Origin of the sequence: Streptomyces sp. NPDC059169 (assembly GCF_042755225.1) — a bacterium.
Lineage (GTDB): Bacteria > Actinomycetota > Actinomycetes > Streptomycetales > Streptomycetaceae > Streptomyces.
This window is the reverse complement of record NZ_JBHZCF010000007.1, coordinates 114,581-128,534: the sequence shown is the minus strand read 5'-3', so window position 1 is coordinate 128,534 and position 13,954 is coordinate 114,581. Positions and strand designations below refer to the sequence as shown.

The 13,954-nt window shown below is 68.3% G+C and carries 17 protein-coding genes and 1 pseudogene; 12 read left to right on the top strand and 6 right to left on the bottom strand.

The features are described from left to right. Positions 1–126: 126 nt before the first annotated feature. From ACFXOM_RS15375 to ACFXOM_RS15365, 3 genes are read right to left on the bottom strand one after another with little or no spacing between them, the layout of a single operon-like run. Positions 127–309, bottom strand: coding sequence for a hypothetical protein (locus ACFXOM_RS15375; protein ID WP_384929537.1), 183 nt, complete (start codon positions 307–309; stop codon positions 127–129). A gap of 49 nt (positions 310–358) precedes the next feature. Then, positions 359–523: a hypothetical protein gene (locus ACFXOM_RS15370; protein WP_384929540.1), complete on the bottom strand. Its 165-nt coding sequence runs from the start codon at positions 521–523 to the stop codon at positions 359–361. Continuing rightward, positions 520–933, bottom strand: a complete 414-nt coding sequence (locus tag ACFXOM_RS15365) for an arsenate reductase ArsC (RefSeq protein ID WP_384944020.1) — start codon at positions 931–933, stop codon at positions 520–522. Before ACFXOM_RS15365 ends, ACFXOM_RS15370 begins: the two co-directional genes overlap by 4 nt. Before the next feature lie 116 nt (positions 934–1,049). On the opposite strand from ACFXOM_RS15365, the gene ACFXOM_RS15360 reads away from it, so the two are divergent. From ACFXOM_RS15360 to ACFXOM_RS15325, 8 genes are all read left to right on the top strand, one after another. Beyond that, entirely contained in the window at positions 1,050–1,364 is a 315-nt protein-coding gene (locus ACFXOM_RS15360; RefSeq protein WP_385038124.1) for an ArsR/SmtB family transcription factor, read from the top strand. 37 nt (positions 1,365–1,401) lie between these two features. Beyond that, the gene (locus ACFXOM_RS15355) at positions 1,402–2,175 is read left to right on the top strand and encodes an aquaporin (protein WP_384929548.1); all 774 of its coding nucleotides are present in this window, start codon (positions 1,402–1,404) and stop codon (positions 2,173–2,175) included. Positions 2,176–2,285: 110 nt separating this feature from the next. After that, positions 2,286–2,651 carry an ArsR/SmtB family transcription factor gene (locus ACFXOM_RS15350; RefSeq protein WP_384929551.1) on the top strand — a complete coding sequence of 122 codons (366 nt, stop codon included), beginning with the start codon at positions 2,286–2,288 and terminating at the stop codon, positions 2,649–2,651. A gap of 687 nt (positions 2,652–3,338) precedes the next feature. After that, the gene (locus ACFXOM_RS15345) at positions 3,339–4,589 is read left to right on the top strand and encodes an RCCLKC-tail radical SAM protein (RefSeq protein ID WP_385038122.1); all 1,251 of its coding nucleotides are present in this window, start codon (positions 3,339–3,341) and stop codon (positions 4,587–4,589) included. 30 nt (positions 4,590–4,619) lie between these two features. Beyond that, complete coding sequence (locus ACFXOM_RS15340; RefSeq protein WP_384944012.1) at positions 4,620–5,885, top strand: GNAT family N-acetyltransferase; 1,266 nt, start codon at positions 4,620–4,622, stop codon at positions 5,883–5,885. Positions 5,886–5,921: 36 nt separating this feature from the next. Continuing rightward, positions 5,922–7,028, top strand: a complete 1,107-nt coding sequence (locus tag ACFXOM_RS15335; protein ID WP_385038119.1) for a GTP-binding protein — start codon at positions 5,922–5,924, stop codon at positions 7,026–7,028. Between the two features lie 17 nt (positions 7,029–7,045). After that, positions 7,046–7,840, top strand: a complete 795-nt coding sequence (locus ACFXOM_RS15330; protein WP_385038116.1) for a methyltransferase domain-containing protein — start codon at positions 7,046–7,048, stop codon at positions 7,838–7,840. Positions 7,841–7,906: 66 nt separating this feature from the next. Continuing rightward, a complete protein-coding gene (locus ACFXOM_RS15325; RefSeq protein ID WP_385038113.1) occupies positions 7,907–8,995 on the top strand; it encodes an inorganic phosphate transporter in 1,089 nt (362 codons plus the stop codon). 147 nt (positions 8,996–9,142) lie between these two features. Here ACFXOM_RS15325 and ACFXOM_RS15320 read toward each other — a convergent pair whose 3' ends face one another. Together ACFXOM_RS15320 and ACFXOM_RS15315 are read right to left on the bottom strand one after the other, a co-directional pair. Beyond that, the gene (locus ACFXOM_RS15320; RefSeq protein ID WP_384929704.1) at positions 9,143–9,619 is read right to left on the bottom strand and encodes a GNAT family N-acetyltransferase; all 477 of its coding nucleotides are present in this window, start codon (positions 9,617–9,619) and stop codon (positions 9,143–9,145) included. 172 nt (positions 9,620–9,791) lie between these two features. Next, complete coding sequence (locus ACFXOM_RS15315) at positions 9,792–10,889, bottom strand: permease (protein ID WP_384929568.1); 1,098 nt, start codon at positions 10,887–10,889, stop codon at positions 9,792–9,794. Positions 10,890–11,304: 415 nt separating this feature from the next. Here ACFXOM_RS15315 and ACFXOM_RS15310 point away from each other — a divergent pair, with 415 nt between their 5' ends. After that, a complete protein-coding gene (locus ACFXOM_RS15310) occupies positions 11,305–11,634 on the top strand; it encodes an ArsR/SmtB family transcription factor (RefSeq protein ID WP_384929570.1) in 330 nt (109 codons plus the stop codon). A gap of 235 nt (positions 11,635–11,869) precedes the next feature. Here the strand turns inward: ACFXOM_RS15310 and ACFXOM_RS15305 are convergent, their stop codons facing one another. Beyond that, positions 11,870–12,229: an ArsR/SmtB family transcription factor gene (locus ACFXOM_RS15305; protein ID WP_384929572.1), complete on the bottom strand. Its 360-nt coding sequence runs from the start codon at positions 12,227–12,229 to the stop codon at positions 11,870–11,872. 240 nt (positions 12,230–12,469) lie between these two features. Here ACFXOM_RS15305 and ACFXOM_RS15300 point away from each other — a divergent pair, with 240 nt between their 5' ends. The 3 genes and pseudogenes from ACFXOM_RS15300 (at position 12,470) to ACFXOM_RS15290 (ending at position 13,523) form a co-directional block, all read left to right on the top strand. Continuing rightward, positions 12,470–12,742, top strand: coding sequence for a hypothetical protein (locus ACFXOM_RS15300; RefSeq protein WP_384929573.1), 273 nt, complete (start codon positions 12,470–12,472; stop codon positions 12,740–12,742). Beyond that, positions 12,660–13,023: pseudogene (locus tag ACFXOM_RS15295) on the top strand (flavoprotein); the annotation flags it as partial. The gene ACFXOM_RS15300 and the pseudogene ACFXOM_RS15295, both read left to right, overlap by 83 nt. Positions 13,024–13,058: 35 nt before the next feature. Beyond that, a complete protein-coding gene (locus ACFXOM_RS15290; protein WP_384929576.1) occupies positions 13,059–13,523 on the top strand; it encodes an ArsI/CadI family heavy metal resistance metalloenzyme in 465 nt (154 codons plus the stop codon). Positions 13,524–13,954: the final 431 nt, after the last annotated feature.

Genomic DNA, 13,954 nt, shown 5'->3' with positions numbered 1-13,954 from the left:
CGCCTCCGCCGTGGACGTCACCGTGATGTTCTTCTGCCGGACGCGCTCGAGGGCCTGATCGAGCTCCTTCTTGTAACCCACGAGTTCATCGTGGGTGTCCTTGAGTACGTTGCGGATCGTCGTCGCCTACGTGTGCGCGTCGGAAAGCTCGCCCGCCGTTTTCGTGATGAACGTGCTGGAGACGGTGGCATTGACGCCCGCCCAATTCGCCTTTTCCGCCTTCGCCTTCAGGTCGTAGCGGGCGTCGGTCTCCATCGTCTTCAGCTTGTCGACCACTCCGTTCCACGCGGTGATCGCTTCGCTCGGCACCTGGCGAGGGGGCTCCCTTACGTCCGCTGCGAGCCGGACGATCGGCAGCTCACGGGTGGCGCGGCACCCCTCCGGCGCCGACGGGCCGGAGCCGTGGTGCCCGGCTTCCCGCGAGGGCCTTGGGCTGTGCCCGGGTGGCGTGGAGGGCGGCGGTGCGTCCGACAGGTCCGGAGGCGATGAGGACGACGTCCCGCATCTCCGTTCCGGAGTTCACGCGGTCTTCTCCGGGGCGAGCTCCTCGATCAGTCCTTCGACGAGCTTCTTGATCTCGTCGCGGATCGGACGCACGGCCTCGACACCCTGGCCCGCCGGGTCCTCGAGCTGCCAGTCCAGGTACCGCTTGCCGGGGAAGACCGGGCAGGTGTCGCCGCAGCCCATGGTGATGCAGACGTCGGACTCCTTGACGGCGTCCACGGTCAGGATCTTGGGGGTCTCGGCGGAGATGTCGATGCCGGCCTCGAGCATGGCCTCGACCGCAGCCGGGTTGACGTGGTCCGCCGGGGCGGAGCCCGCGGAGCGTACCTCGATGCGGTCACCGGCGAGGTGGGTCAGCCACCCGGCGGCCATCTGGGAACGGCCGGCGTTGTGGACGCAGACGAACAGGACGGAGGGCTTCTCGGCCATCGGAGGTCTCTCTTGTCTCGCGAGCGGTGTCGTGCCACGTCACGGGGTGGACATCAGGCACGGATGACATCAGCACCTGGTGGCGTCAGCAGCCACTGATGTGAAATTATCACTCCATGATGACGTCAGTCGACACTGATCTGATTCGGGTTCTGGGCGACCCGCTCAGGCTCCAGATCGTGACCCTCCTCGCCAAGGAGACGCTCTGCACCACGCACCTGGTCGAGGAGACCGGCGCGCGGCAGACGAACCTCTCCAACCACCTGAAGGTGCTGCGCGAGGCAGGAGTCGTGGAGACCGAGCCGTGCGGCCGGTTCACCTACTACCGACTCCGCCCGGACGTCATCGCTTCACTCGCCGGCCAGTTCGCCGACCTCGCGGAGATTGCGCGCGCTACCGCCGAGGCGAACACCAAGCGGTCCTGCCCCTGATTCCCGTCGCCCGACGCGACTGCACCGAGGAGTCCTGTTGACCGCCACCCAGGCCGCTGGCCACGAGGCCGAGACCGCAGCGGAGCCCGCCGTGCCGATCAGCGCACCTGCGCCGGTCGGCACCCCGCCTCGCGTACCCCTGGTTTCCAGAATCGCCGCAGAATTCGTGGGCAGCACCGCCCTGGTCGCGGTCGTCGTCGGCTCCGGCATCCAGGCCACCGAGCTCACGAAGGACGTCGGCCTGCAGCTCCTGGCCAACTGCTTGGCGACCGTCTTCGGCCTCGGCGTACTCATCGCACTGCTCGGTCCCGTCTCCGGAGCGCACTTCAACCCGGCCGTCACCCTGGCCGAGTGGTTCACCGCCCGGCGCGGCGGCCCCGGTGTCACTGCTCGCGAAGCTGCCGCGTACATCCCCGCCCAGGTCTCCGGGGCCATCGCCGGTGCCGCGCTGGCGGACGCGATGTTCGGTGAGCCCCTCGTGAAGTGGTCCACCCATGACCGCTCGGCCGGCCCCCTCCTGCTGGGTGAGGTCGTCGCCACCACCGGTCTGGTTCTGCTGATCTTCGGCCTGGCCCGCACCGACCGCCTGCGCTTCGCGCCGGTCGCCGTCGCTTCCTACATCGGTGCCGCCTACTGGTTCACCTCGTCGACGTCCTTCGCCAACCCGGCGGTGACGATCGGCCGCGCGTTCACCGACACCTTCTCGGGCATCGCCCCCGCTTCCGTGGGCGGGTTCATCGGCGCCCAGCTCCTCGGGGCGGCCGTGGGCCTCGGACTCGTTTCGCTGATATTCAGCCGAGCTCGGGCATGAGCACCGCGGGCCTCCGCAGGTCGTCGGCCGAGGTGAACACGTGGTGAACAGCACGTCGAGGGAGATTCCACGGCCCCCGAAGCGATCTAGGCCCTTCGTAAGGTGAGCGGATGGCCATCACTTCGACTGACACGCCCGTTGAGGACGCGAGCAGAGAGACGTGCACTCCCGGCGCAGCAGGCCAGTTGATCGATCCCGAGGAGGTCGAGCTCATGGCCTCCAAGCTGAAGGCCGTCGCAGACCCGATGCGGCTGCAGATGCTGCACCTCATACGCCAGGCACCCAACGGCGAGCTGTGCGTATGCGACCTCACCAACCGCCTGGCATTGAGCCAGCCCACGGTCAGTCACCACTTGAAGATCTTGACCACCGCGGGTCTCTTGAAGCGTCAGCGGCGCGGCACCTGGGCGTGGTTCTCGGTCGTCCCCGATGCCCTGCGGGAACTCCAGGAGTCGCTGTTCCCGCCCGCAGGCTGACCCCCACGGTCACGCGGAGGTCGGCGGCGCGATCTCATCGACCGGGCCCTCGACCAGCTTCCTGATCTCGTCGTGGGTCGCACGCACCGCAGCGGCCCCTGATCTGCGGGTCCTCGAGGCCCAGTCCCACCCGCGCCGCACCTCGACCTCGCGCCGCACCGTAGCCCCGACAGCGAGATCCGCGCCCTCGGACCACCGCTTCCCGTCGCCCCACCGCCCACCAAGCCCGCGGGAAACGCCATCCCCATCGGGTGAGTTTCGGCCATGCACGGGCACCTTCACGACTCGACCGCCGGTCAGGATCACATCGAAGGTTGCCGATTGATTTCACCCAGATGACCGATGCTTCGACCGTCGACACCAAGCGGGATCCACGCGCAACGGACTGATCGCTGCGGGCAGCGCCTTCACACTCCATTCCCCTTCTACCAGGGGAATTTGGAGCCGTGGGGACCACGCGAACGAGCCCGGACAGCCCAACAACATACGCCCCAAACAGACCGTGCGCCGGTCATCCAGCTGTCCGGTTTACACCCGCCACCGCTCGGCCATTCATCGATCTATTGACATACATCGCTTGACGCTGGCAGGGTTCCGGCCGTCGGTCGACCGAGCCGTCATCGACCAATGCCCCGGCTCCGCCCTGGTTCGGCACATCTCTTACTTTGATCACTCCCTGGGGGACGTGTGACTCAACCACGTGTGCTCGTGGCGTCCGCATTCGAAGCAGAGCTCCAACCTTTGACGTCGGCCTGTGCGGCGGCTGCCCTGCAGAGCCAGGGCGCCGAAGTCATCGGTTGGGATGCGCATCTGCTCCCCGACGCCGTTCCCGACGGCCCCTTCGACCTGACCCTGGTCTCGGTCCAGCAGTTCGAGGGCCTGGAGCGCGGCATGGCCCTCTCCCGACAGCTCTCCGAGGCGTACGGGACCGCGGTGGTGGCCTTCGGCCAGTACGCGCAGATGAACCATAGCGAGTTCCTCGAGGTCGTCGACGGCGTCGTCATGGAGGAGCCCGAGCTCGTCGGTCAAGAGCTGGTGCGGCTCGCGGGCCGATCGCTGTCGCTCGAAGCGGTACCGGCGTTGATGACCCGTCACGGCATGCGACCCAAGCCACCGCGTCGCCGTATTTCGGTGCCCAAGCCGGCACGCGACCTCTTCCCTTCCCTTGTGCACTACCCGGCCCACCACTCGCCGTTCGGACTCATGGGCAACATCGAGGCCTCCCGCGGCTGCCACCACAAGTGCACGTACTGCTCCGTGTACGGGGCCTACGACGGCGGCGTAGCGGCGTACGACGCCGACAGCGTGCTCACCGACGCACTGCAGCTCGCCGAGGAAGGCGTACGTCACTTCTGCTTCATCGACGCCGAGTTCTTCAACTCCCGCACCATCGGGATCGGCGTGGTGGAGCGGCTGGTGGAGGCGATCGGACCGATCACCTTCGAGGTCACCACCCGCGTCGACCACGTCCTGGACTACACCAAAGAGCTGGAGAAGCTCGTCTCCCTTGGCCTGCGGCGGGTCACCTGCGCTCTGGAGTTCCCCTCCAACCGGATCCTTCGGATCTTCGACAAGCACATCGATGTCGACCACATGCAGGAAGCGATCACCGAGGCCGAACGCATGGGCTTCGAGCTGTACCCGACCTTCATCCCGTTCACTCCGTGGATCGAGTACGACGAGCTGCTGGGCTTCGAGGACTGGCTGGTGAAGACGGGACTCGCCCGCGTCACCGATCCCACGGCGCTCCAGACGCGCCTGCTGCTGTTCAAGGGCTCGCCACTGCTGTCCTCGCCGTGGATGGAGGACATCGCCACCGTCGACCGCGGCTTCTGGGTGGAGTGGACGCACCCCGACAGGCGGGTCGAGGAACTGTGGCAGCAGCGCCGGACGGACGCCGAGGACGCGGGCAAGATCCGCTGTTGCGTGAAGTGCTGAACCGCCTCATCTCACTCCAAGGAATCCGACATGGGTGGATCACCCCGCATCGTCATTTCGACCGGCCGGGCGCTGCCGGACATGGACTGGGCCGGCGAGCTCGCCGGCCTCACCGACTCCTGGCCGTACCTCGGCCCGAGCTGGCTGAGGGCCACGGAGAAGGTCCTGCCCGACGTGCAGCCGTGGCACACCACGGCCACACGCGCTCGAGGCGAGCTCGCCCTTCTGCCGGGCTACGTCCTGTCCACGCCTCCGGTGGTGGACCACGAGCCCCGCACGTACCTCGGGTGGCGGGCGCCCACCGGCGAGGAAGTCTGCTGCGGTGCGCAGACGGATGCCGGACGCAGCGCCGAGGTCGACGCACTGGGAACCGACCCGTTCTTCCCGACACTGCTGCTGGGCTCGCCGCTCGGGTACCGGACCGAGATCGCCTACAACTTCTGGACGCCCACGCTGGTGGGCGCTGTCGTAGAGGAGCTCGTACCCGCCGCATTCGATGCCGGCATCCGCTGCATCGTGGCGCCCTGGATTCCTGACAGGCGCGGCAACGAAGCGCTCGTGGCAGCGCTCGACGGCGTCGGCGGCCACAGCACCTTCTGGGGCTACGAGGACTTCATGAGCCTCGATGCTCCCGACTGGGAGGGCCACCTGGCCGCCCTTCCACTCAAGAAGCGCCAGCGCATCAAGGGGGACGTCCGCCGCGCCGAGGCGGCCGGCGTCACCATCCGGCGAACCGACCGGGAGGACATCCGCCCGCATGTGGCACGGATCGCCGAGCTCACCTGCCTGAACAGGGAAAAGAACGGGGCGGGCGAGGAACCGGCCCACATCTCCGGCATCCTCTCCGCCCTGATCGACGAGGGCGCGGACGTCCGCGCATACCTCGGCTACAAGGACGACGCGCTGGTCGCCACCTGCGTCACCATTCGCAAGAACCACCGTCTCTTCCCCAAGTGGGCCGGATTCGACTACGCGAAGATCGGCGAGCGGAGCGGCATCTACTTTGCGCTCGTTCTCGACGCCCCCGTCCGAGACGCCTACGCCGAGGGCCTGCGCACCGTCGAGTTCGGTGCCGGTGCCCACCAAGCCAAAGCCCTGCGTGGATGCACCCCCCGGGCCGTCACCACGTCCATGGTCCTTTCCGACCCGGAGCTGCGGCCGAGGGCAGCCGCATGGCTCGACGCATTCGGCCTCAGCCGGCACACCGCATTCGGCGACGCGGTGGCCCCCGCCCGACCCGCCGCCCTGCCACTGCTCGGCGAAGCAGGCGGCGGCGGCTGCTGCTCCACGACCTGAGCCCTCCGGGACAACGACACGGACGAGAAGGACGAAATGATCACCTTCATACCCCTGACCGGTTTCCTCGGGGCGGGCAAGACCACCACCATGACCGCGACGGCACTCGCCCTTCAGGAGCAGGGCCGCGAGGTGGCCGTCATCACCAACGACCAGGGGGTGGAACTGGTCGACACGAAGCTCATGCGCAGCAAGCTCCACAGCGTCGCCGAGGTCACCGGCGGGTGTTTCTGCTGCAAGTTCGAGGACCTCGTCGAGGCGGTCGTCGCGCTCGTCGCCTCCGACGGAGTCGACACCGTCATCGCCGAGGCCGTCGGCAGCTGTACCGATCTACAGGCGACGGTGGTGCGCCCCCTGCGCCGGTACTACGGGGAGCGCATGGTCGTCGCGCCCCTGACAACCGTGGTCGACCCGCTGCGTCACCTCGCCTTCGAACGCGCCTCCCGGCGCGGGGAACCGGAATCGGACCTTTCCTACCTCTTCCGGCAGCAGCTCACCGAAGCCGACGTGATCGCGGTCAACAAGCTCGACACCGTCACCGCTGAACGCGCCTCGGCACTGCTGGATCAGCTGCGCACGCAGTACCCCAACGCCTCCGTCGTCGGGTACTCCGCCGGCACGGGTGCGCATCTGGACTCCCTGCTCCGCGCGTGGGCAGCGCCGGCCACCAACGAAGCAGTCCGGCTCGACATCGACTACGACCGGTACGCAGCCGCCGAAGCCCAGCTGGCATGGATGAACCAGGAACTGGGCCTGGACTCGACGGGAACCGGTTTCGACGCTGCCGCGTGGGCGCACACCGTCCTGCAGGAGCTCTCCGACTGGTCCGCGAGACAGGGGGCCGTGATAGGCCACGCCAAGCTCACGGTCGAACTGCCCGACGGTGACTTCGCCAAGCTCAGCCTCACCCAGGCGGGTGCGGATCCCACGCTGGACCGCTCCGCCGGCACTGCGGCCACCGCGGGCCGGGCCGTCATCAACGCCCGGATCGCCTGCGAGCCCGACGCCCTGGACCGCGCCGTGACGAATGCGGTGGCAGCGGCCGACCGCGCCCAGTCGGTCACGTCCTCGGCCACGTCTCCGGTGTCGTTCAAGCCCTCCTACCCGCGCCCGGTGCACCGCCTCGCACCGGCTGGCGCCTGACGCTGAGGACACTCGTCATGACTGACACCACCAGTGCCATGGGGAAGCTCCAGGAGGAGGTCCGCGCGTACTACCGGTCCAAGGCCGCTGAAGCCGAGACCCACGGCGCCTGCTGCTCGCCCGATCCGAACACCTTCGGGCCCGCCGCCTACGACGAGATGGGCCCCGACAAGGCTCCCGACGCCGCTCTGCTGGCCAGTCTCGGTTGCGGCAACCCCACAGCGGTCGCCGAACTCCGCGAAGGAGAAACGGTTCTGGACCTGGGCTCCGGAGGTGGTCTCGACGTCATCCTCAGCGCCCGCCGCGTAGGTCCCGACGGCCGGGTCTTCGGCCTGGACTTCCTGGAGGAGATGCTCGCGCTGGCTGCCCGGAACGTCGAGGACGCCGAGGTGGACAACGTCGTGCTCCTCAAGGGCACCATCGAGTCCATCCCCCTGCCGGCGGACACCGTCGACGTGATCATCTCCAACTGTGTGATCAACCTGTCGCTGGACAAGCCTGCCGTGTTCGCCGAAATGGCGCGCGTCCTGGCGCCCGGCGGCCGCCTAGGCATCAGCGACGTCGTGGCCGAGGACCGCCTGAGCGTCGAAGAGCGCGCCGAGCGCGGCGGACACAGCCAGTGCATCGCCGGGGCCCTGTCGGTCTCCGAATACCGGGAGTTGCTGGCTGCCGTCGGCTTGAAGGACGCCGAGGTCGTGTTCACCAAGGAGGCCGCGGACGGACTTCACTCCGCGATCGTCCGTGCCCGCAAGCCGGCGGGCACCGAGGCCGCTGCAACACAGCAGTGCGACCCCGACGACACCTGCTGCTGACCAAGCCACGTAGGACCTTCGGCAGCGGCTCAGATGGTCGCCGCCCTCTTCCCGGAGGACACCGCCATGTCTTTCACCGCCGTGCTCGTCTTCGTACTCGTCGCGGCACTGGCCGCGGCGAACGGCAGCAATGACGTCCCCAAGGGCGTCGCCACCCTCGCCGGGGCGGGCGTGACGAAGTACCGGACCGCCATCATCTGGGGCACCGTGACCACCCTTGCCGGGTGCGTGTTCTCGCTGGCGCTCGCCGACAAGATGACCAAGCTCTTCTCCAAAGGGATCGTCACCGCAGCACCCACGGAAGCCTTCGCCGTCGCCGTGCTGGCCGGAGCGGTCAGCTGGGTCGCTCTCGCCACGGTGCTCCGACTGCCCGTGTCCACCACGCACGCCCTGATCGGCGCACTGCTGGGTGCAGGACTGTTCCTTGCATCCGACAGCATCGCCTGGAGCGCGATCCCCCAGAAACTGGTGGTCCCCCTCCTGATGAGCGTGGGAGTCGCGTACGCCGTCTCGCTGGTGCTCGCCCTGATCGTCAACCGCGTCGGCCGACGCAACCGGGGCCCCGGCCCCACTGCGACCAGCGAAGGCACCCCGTCCCCGACGGGCACTCCCGAAGCCGCCGAGCCCGGCGCTGTTCTCGCCGCGGAGCGCGTCACCACCGACCCCGCGGACACGCCTCGCACCGCTGCCAGCAGCCGGATGTTGACGGCCGCGCACTGGCTGACCAGCGGGGCGACAGGATTCGCACGGGGCCTCAACGACACCCCGAAGATCGTCGCAGTCGGCGCTTTCGCCCTCATCCCAGCCGGCATGACGACATGGCAGATCATGCTGCTGGTGGCCGGTGCGATGGCGCTGGGCTCGCTCGCGGGCGGCATAAGGCTCGCCGAGCGCCTGGGCGAAGGCGTGATCCGGATGAACCACACGGAAGGCTTCCTGGCCAACCTCACCACCGCCACGCTCGTGGGCCTCGGTGCCGGCTACGGACTCCCCATGTCCACCACCCACACCTCGACCGGTGCCATCGCCGGATCCGCCGGAGCCACCCTGAGCCGGCTCAGCGGAAGAACACTCAAGCACTTCCTGATCGCCTGGCTGGTCACGCCTCCGTTCGCGGCGGCGGTGTCAGCCACCGTGTTCCTGGTCGTCCGCTGAGGATTCCGGTGCCCGGGACCTCGCTGGAGCGGAAGACCATCGAGGAGTACGCCCGCGGGTTCCGGGTCCTGGCGGACCCGACGCGCATCCTGGTCGTGCGCTCCCCCGGTCGCCGGGCGCTCCGGATTCGCGCAGCCGGACGCCTCCTCAGCCGATCAGGGAACTTCGCCGTTCCAACATCACGACGTCCCGCCAGACGCCGTGCTGCCGGGCCACCCGTTCACGCGTGCCGACGACACGGAAGCCTGTCGCAGCGTGCAACGCCAGACTGGCGGCGTTCTCGGGGAAGATGCCCGCCTGGATCGTCCAGATGCCGGCGGCCTCGGTGGAGGCGACGAGGGCTTCGAGAAGCACCCTGCCCACGCCCCGCCCGCGAGCGTGGCAGCTCACGTAGACGGAGTGCTCGACGACGCCTGCGTAGACGGGGCGGCTGGAGACACGCGACGCCGTGATCCAGCCGAGGACTCGCCGGTCACCCGGCTCCAGCGCGACCAGTCGGTGATCCGGCAGCCTGGCGGCGTCGAACGCCTCCCACTCCGGCGCGGTGGTCTCGAACGTGGCATCGCCCTCGTCCATGCCCGCTTGATAGATCGCGAGAACCTGCGGCGCGTGGTCGACGGTCATGGGGACCAGAGCCAGGCCCGATCTCAGCTGTACGTGTTCGTCCACGTCCCCACCTTCACCGATGCGGGCTGAACACCGCCACTGCCCTGACGCCCGGGCATGGACCGGCTCCCGCGGCGTCGACAGTACGCAGCCGCGACGGGAACCCGGAGCGCGGTTCACAGGAGGCCGGTCAGAGCAGTGGTAGTGCGATCAGGCCGATGGCGATGCTGCCGAGCAGGCCAACCGCGAGGTAGAACGCGAAGGCCTTGGTCTTCACGACACTCTTCACGGCCACCATTGCCGGAATCGTCGTGACAGCGCCGCCGAGGAGAAAGGTGACACCCGCCGCCGCGTCCATGCCCTGGTTGAGCAGGCCCTCGACCACCGGAATGGCCCCGACGCCGTTGAGGTAGAGGGGAACGCTGATGGCCCCCGCCAGGAGCACGGAGAGGACACCGTCCGTGCCGAGGAGGGAAGAGACGACATCGCTGGGGACGTACCTGACGATCAGCGCCTCGAAGACGATGGCCAACAGCAACCACTTGCCCAGCGCGAGGGAGTCACCCCAGATCTCCTTGAGGATGTCTCCTGCCCTCAGGTTCCTGACATCACGGCGGGCAAGCACGCGCCACGGCGTTCCGTCGTCCGCGTCCGGGTCGTCGTTCTTCACCGACGAGCAGGCACTCGGACCCGGAGGGGATTCTGCTCCCGTGCCGCCGCTGGAGCCGGCCCCGGCTCCCACAGCGACCGGCGTCGGAGCCTTTGCGTCGGAACGCGCCGGAGCTGGCGCCGCAGCCGGGTTCTGCGACGAACACGCCTTGGCCGGGGTCGTCTCCTTGGCTCGCCGGAGCGGGTCGGCGAAGCGGCCGCGCCGCTCCAGGGCCAGGACGATCAGTCCTGCGCCGAAGCTCAGGACCAGCGCACCCACGAGGCGAGCAGTGGCGATCGGGATTCCCAACTGCGCCGCGGAAAGGGCGTAGATCTCAGGGTCCATGGAGGGGGATGCGATCCAGAACGACATCACGGCCGACAGCGGCACCCCCGCCATCAGGAAGCGCCGGATCAGCGGGATGACCGTGAAGGAACAGAACGGGCTGAAGGCTCCGACGGCGGTGACGACGGCGATGCCGAGCACCCCTCGTCGTCCGTCGGCGAAGGCACGCTTGGCGACGACGTCGATGGACAGCCGCTGAACGGCGATACCGAGAATGACGGCTAACAGGAACCACGGGAGGTAGTGCAGCACCTCACGCACGACGAACAGGCTGAGAGCCTGCAATTCGTTCACAGGTGGACCTCTCTGAGAGGGCGGCACGCAGGCGGTGAAACAGCGGCGCCGGGAAGCACGGCAAGGCCCTGGCGCGCAGCAGAGGGAGGTTCCTTCAACACCCCTGGCTTCATCTATTATCGATGATAGACGATTAAAGAGGTCGCGACAATGACGCATCGCCGGGATCGGCCGGACCCACGCGGCTCACGCGGCAACCCAACCCCCTGCAGATCGCTCACCGCACCTTCCGTCCAACCGCAGGCGGTTCCAACACCGAGAAACGAGGCATCCTCATGATCGAGCAAGGGTGCGGCGGACCACGCCGACGGCGCACCAAAGGGCGGGGCCGCCGTGAATGACGGTCCGAGCCGGCGCGGCAGCCCCACAGCGCGGCTTGCTCGACAGTCGAGGAATCGAATATCATCGATGGACCATGAGTGGCACGATGAACGCCCAGCTGATCGACCGGGAAACGGCCGAGTCCTACGCGACCTGGTTCAAGGCCCTTTCCGACCCCACGCGCGTACAAATCCTCAATCTCCTGGCCCTTTCCCCTGGTGCGATGAGCGTCGGGGAGATCGTGGAGCAGGTCGGCGTGGGCCAGTCCACGGTGTCCCACCACCTCAAGCTGCTGGCGGACGTCCGCTTCGTCCTGCGAGAGCGCCAAGGCACATCGATGCTCTATTCGATCAACGTCGCTTGCGTCGCCTGTTTCCCCAGCGCAGCCGACGCCGTGATGGGCCGTCCCGCAGCCTCAGCTTGAGAAGCGGCCCCATGCCGAAGCCGAACGAGACGTCCCCGCCTCCGGCGCGCGGGCCCTCGGCGAGCCACGACTGCACCCGTTGGGATGCGGAGACCGCACGGGGCCGGCTCCTGCCGCCTTGATCGGAGTGGCGCGGCCCGTTCGAGACACTGCCCACGAGATCGCCCCTGAATGACGGGGCACCGTCGTCGCGTCGACGCGGGCAGAATCGCCACGCACCAATGGGCGAGGACGATCAGCGGCCGGCGGTCAGGAGGCCGGCCATGGCAGCCAGCACCTCAGGGGCGACCCGGTAGTACACCCAGGTCCCGCGCCGCTCGGATACCAGCAGTCCCGCTTCGCGAAGCTTCTTCAGGTGGTGGGAGACGGTCGGCTGGGAGACGCCGACGTCCGAGATGTCGCACACACAGGCTTCACCACCCTCGTGCGAGGCGATCAGTGAGAACAGTCGCAGCCGGACCGGGTCGCCGAGTGCCTTGAACATCGCGGCGGTCCGTTCGGCCTCCTCGGCCGACAGGGGGCGCTCGGTCAGCGGGGGGCAGCACGGCGCCACGTTCTCCGGATCGAGCAGCGGCAGCACCTTCGTGTTCGACATGCATCTATGTTCACACATGTCGAACCAGGAGCCCAGGCACTGCCGCACCGCTTGCGGCCGCGCGAGATGCGCGGCGAACCGCCGGCCGGACGCCGCGCCCCGCCACCGATGACCGCACATCAAGCTGCCCCACCACCACTCCATCTTATTTGATGAATGTCTATGTTGACGTTCATCAAAACAAGTGCCATGCTGAACGAAAGCAATCGACAAACATCGAAATAGGAAGGTGGGGCCATCGTGAAAGCGCCCACCCCCGCGCTGCCCGTCGTGGTGATCGGAGCCGGCCCGATCGGTCCGACCGTCGCCCACCTCGCCGAGCGCGGACTGGAACCGCTGCTCCTGGAGGTCGGCGACAGCGCGGGCAGCGCCGTGCGGAAGTGGAGCCACGTGCGGCTGCTCTCCTCCCGGGCCGAGAGGCTCCTGGCCCGCACTCGCCCCTCAGATCGACCCGAACGCCCACTCCTGCGGCACGGCTTACCCACACGGCGGCAACGAACTCCCCGATCCTGAAGGACGTCCATCTGGTCGGCACGAAGTCCCACGGCCGTGCGCCGACGTTCCTCGCCCTCACCGCCCATGGACAGGTGCGCTCCAACACCGCCGCCCTCGCCGGCGACAAGGAAGCCGCCGAGCGCATCGAACCGACCCTTCCCACAACCGGGTTGTGCGGCGGAGCCGGACCCTTCGACGAACCTGACGCAGCCCCACCCGACGCAGGCGCCGGGTGCCGTGCAAACCCCACGACGGTACGAACAGGCGCCGGAACCCCGGCCACGTCCGTCGGTTGGTGACCCATCAATCCGCCGAACCCCAGAGGAGGCCCACCATGTCCCGCCTACAGCTCGCCCTCCGTGTCCCCGATCTCGCCGCTTCCATCGCCTTCTACAGCAAGCTCTTCGGTACCGAGCCGGCCAAGATCCGGGACGGCTACGCCAATTTCGCCATCGCCGAGCCGCCGCTCAAGCTCGTCCTCATCGAAGGCACAACAGGTGAGGACACCCGCATGGATCACCTCGGCGTCGAGGTCGAAAGCACCGGGGCCGTCCACGCCGCTGCCGCCCGGCTGAGCGAGGCGGGCCTCGCGACGGCGGAGGAGACCGACACCAACTGTTGCTACGCCCTCCAGGACAAGGTCTGGGTCCACGGGCCCGGGCGGGAGCCCTGGGAGGTGTACGTCGTCAAGGCAGACGCGGACACCCTCAGCAAGCAGTCGGGCAGCACGTGCTGTTCCAGCCCGGCGGCCGCCGAAGCCGATGCGCACGACAAGGCCACCGCAGAGAGCTGCTGCTGATCCGCGGGATGACAAACCTTCACGTCGACCAGGGCCGCGACCGGACCGGGAGATCGGTCGCGGCTGGCCGGCGCGAGCCCCACCGGCTGACCGGGCAGCCTACAGCGGGCCGATTTGACGCACAGACAAGGGAGTTCCGTACTCGTCAGCCCGGTCAGGCGGGTCCGTCAAGCGGGCCAGAAGCCCGCGGCGCCGGTCGGATGCGGCGTGCGCCTCACCGACGGGCACCGGCAGGCAGTGGAGCCGTGAGGGAGATCACGGTCGGCCGTAGCGTGGCTTCGTCTTGACGCCGTACGAGAGAGATGGCGGGCCGGATGACCTGCCATCTCATCCTTCGGCGTTGGGATCCGCCGCGGTATGTCTGACGCTTTATGTGGGGGCTATGTGAGGGGTGTTAACACGTGTTCCGTGGGAAGTTGCGCCGGGCCGCC

Excerpts from the sequence above, each read along its gene's own strand:
- ACFXOM_RS15320 (WP_384929704.1), bottom strand. The coding sequence starts at position 9,619 with ATGACCGTCGACCACGCGCCGCAGGTTCTCGCGATCTATCAAGCGGGC.
- ACFXOM_RS15340 (WP_384944012.1), top strand. The coding sequence starts at position 4,620 with ATGGGTGGATCACCCCGCATCGTCATTTCGACCGGCCGGGCGCTGCCG.
- ACFXOM_RS15365 (WP_384944020.1), bottom strand. The coding sequence starts at position 933 with ATGGCCGAGAAGCCCTCCGTCCTGTTCGTCTGCGTCCACAACGCCGGC.
- ACFXOM_RS15310 (WP_384929570.1), top strand. The coding sequence starts at position 11,305 with ATGAGTGGCACGATGAACGCCCAGCTGATCGACCGGGAAACGGCCGAG.
- ACFXOM_RS15325 (WP_385038113.1), top strand. The coding sequence starts at position 7,907 with ATGTCTTTCACCGCCGTGCTCGTCTTCGTACTCGTCGCGGCACTGGCC.
- ACFXOM_RS15335 (WP_385038119.1), top strand. The coding sequence starts at position 5,922 with ATGATCACCTTCATACCCCTGACCGGTTTCCTCGGGGCGGGCAAGACC.
- ACFXOM_RS15350 (WP_384929551.1), top strand. The coding sequence starts at position 2,286 with ATGGCCATCACTTCGACTGACACGCCCGTTGAGGACGCGAGCAGAGAG.
- ACFXOM_RS15290 (WP_384929576.1), top strand. The coding sequence starts at position 13,059 with ATGTCCCGCCTACAGCTCGCCCTCCGTGTCCCCGATCTCGCCGCTTCC.
- ACFXOM_RS15360 (WP_385038124.1), top strand. The coding sequence starts at position 1,050 with ATGATGACGTCAGTCGACACTGATCTGATTCGGGTTCTGGGCGACCCG.
- ACFXOM_RS15330 (WP_385038116.1), top strand. The coding sequence starts at position 7,046 with ATGACTGACACCACCAGTGCCATGGGGAAGCTCCAGGAGGAGGTCCGC.
- ACFXOM_RS15305 (WP_384929572.1), bottom strand. The coding sequence starts at position 12,229 with ATGTCGAACACGAAGGTGCTGCCGCTGCTCGATCCGGAGAACGTGGCG.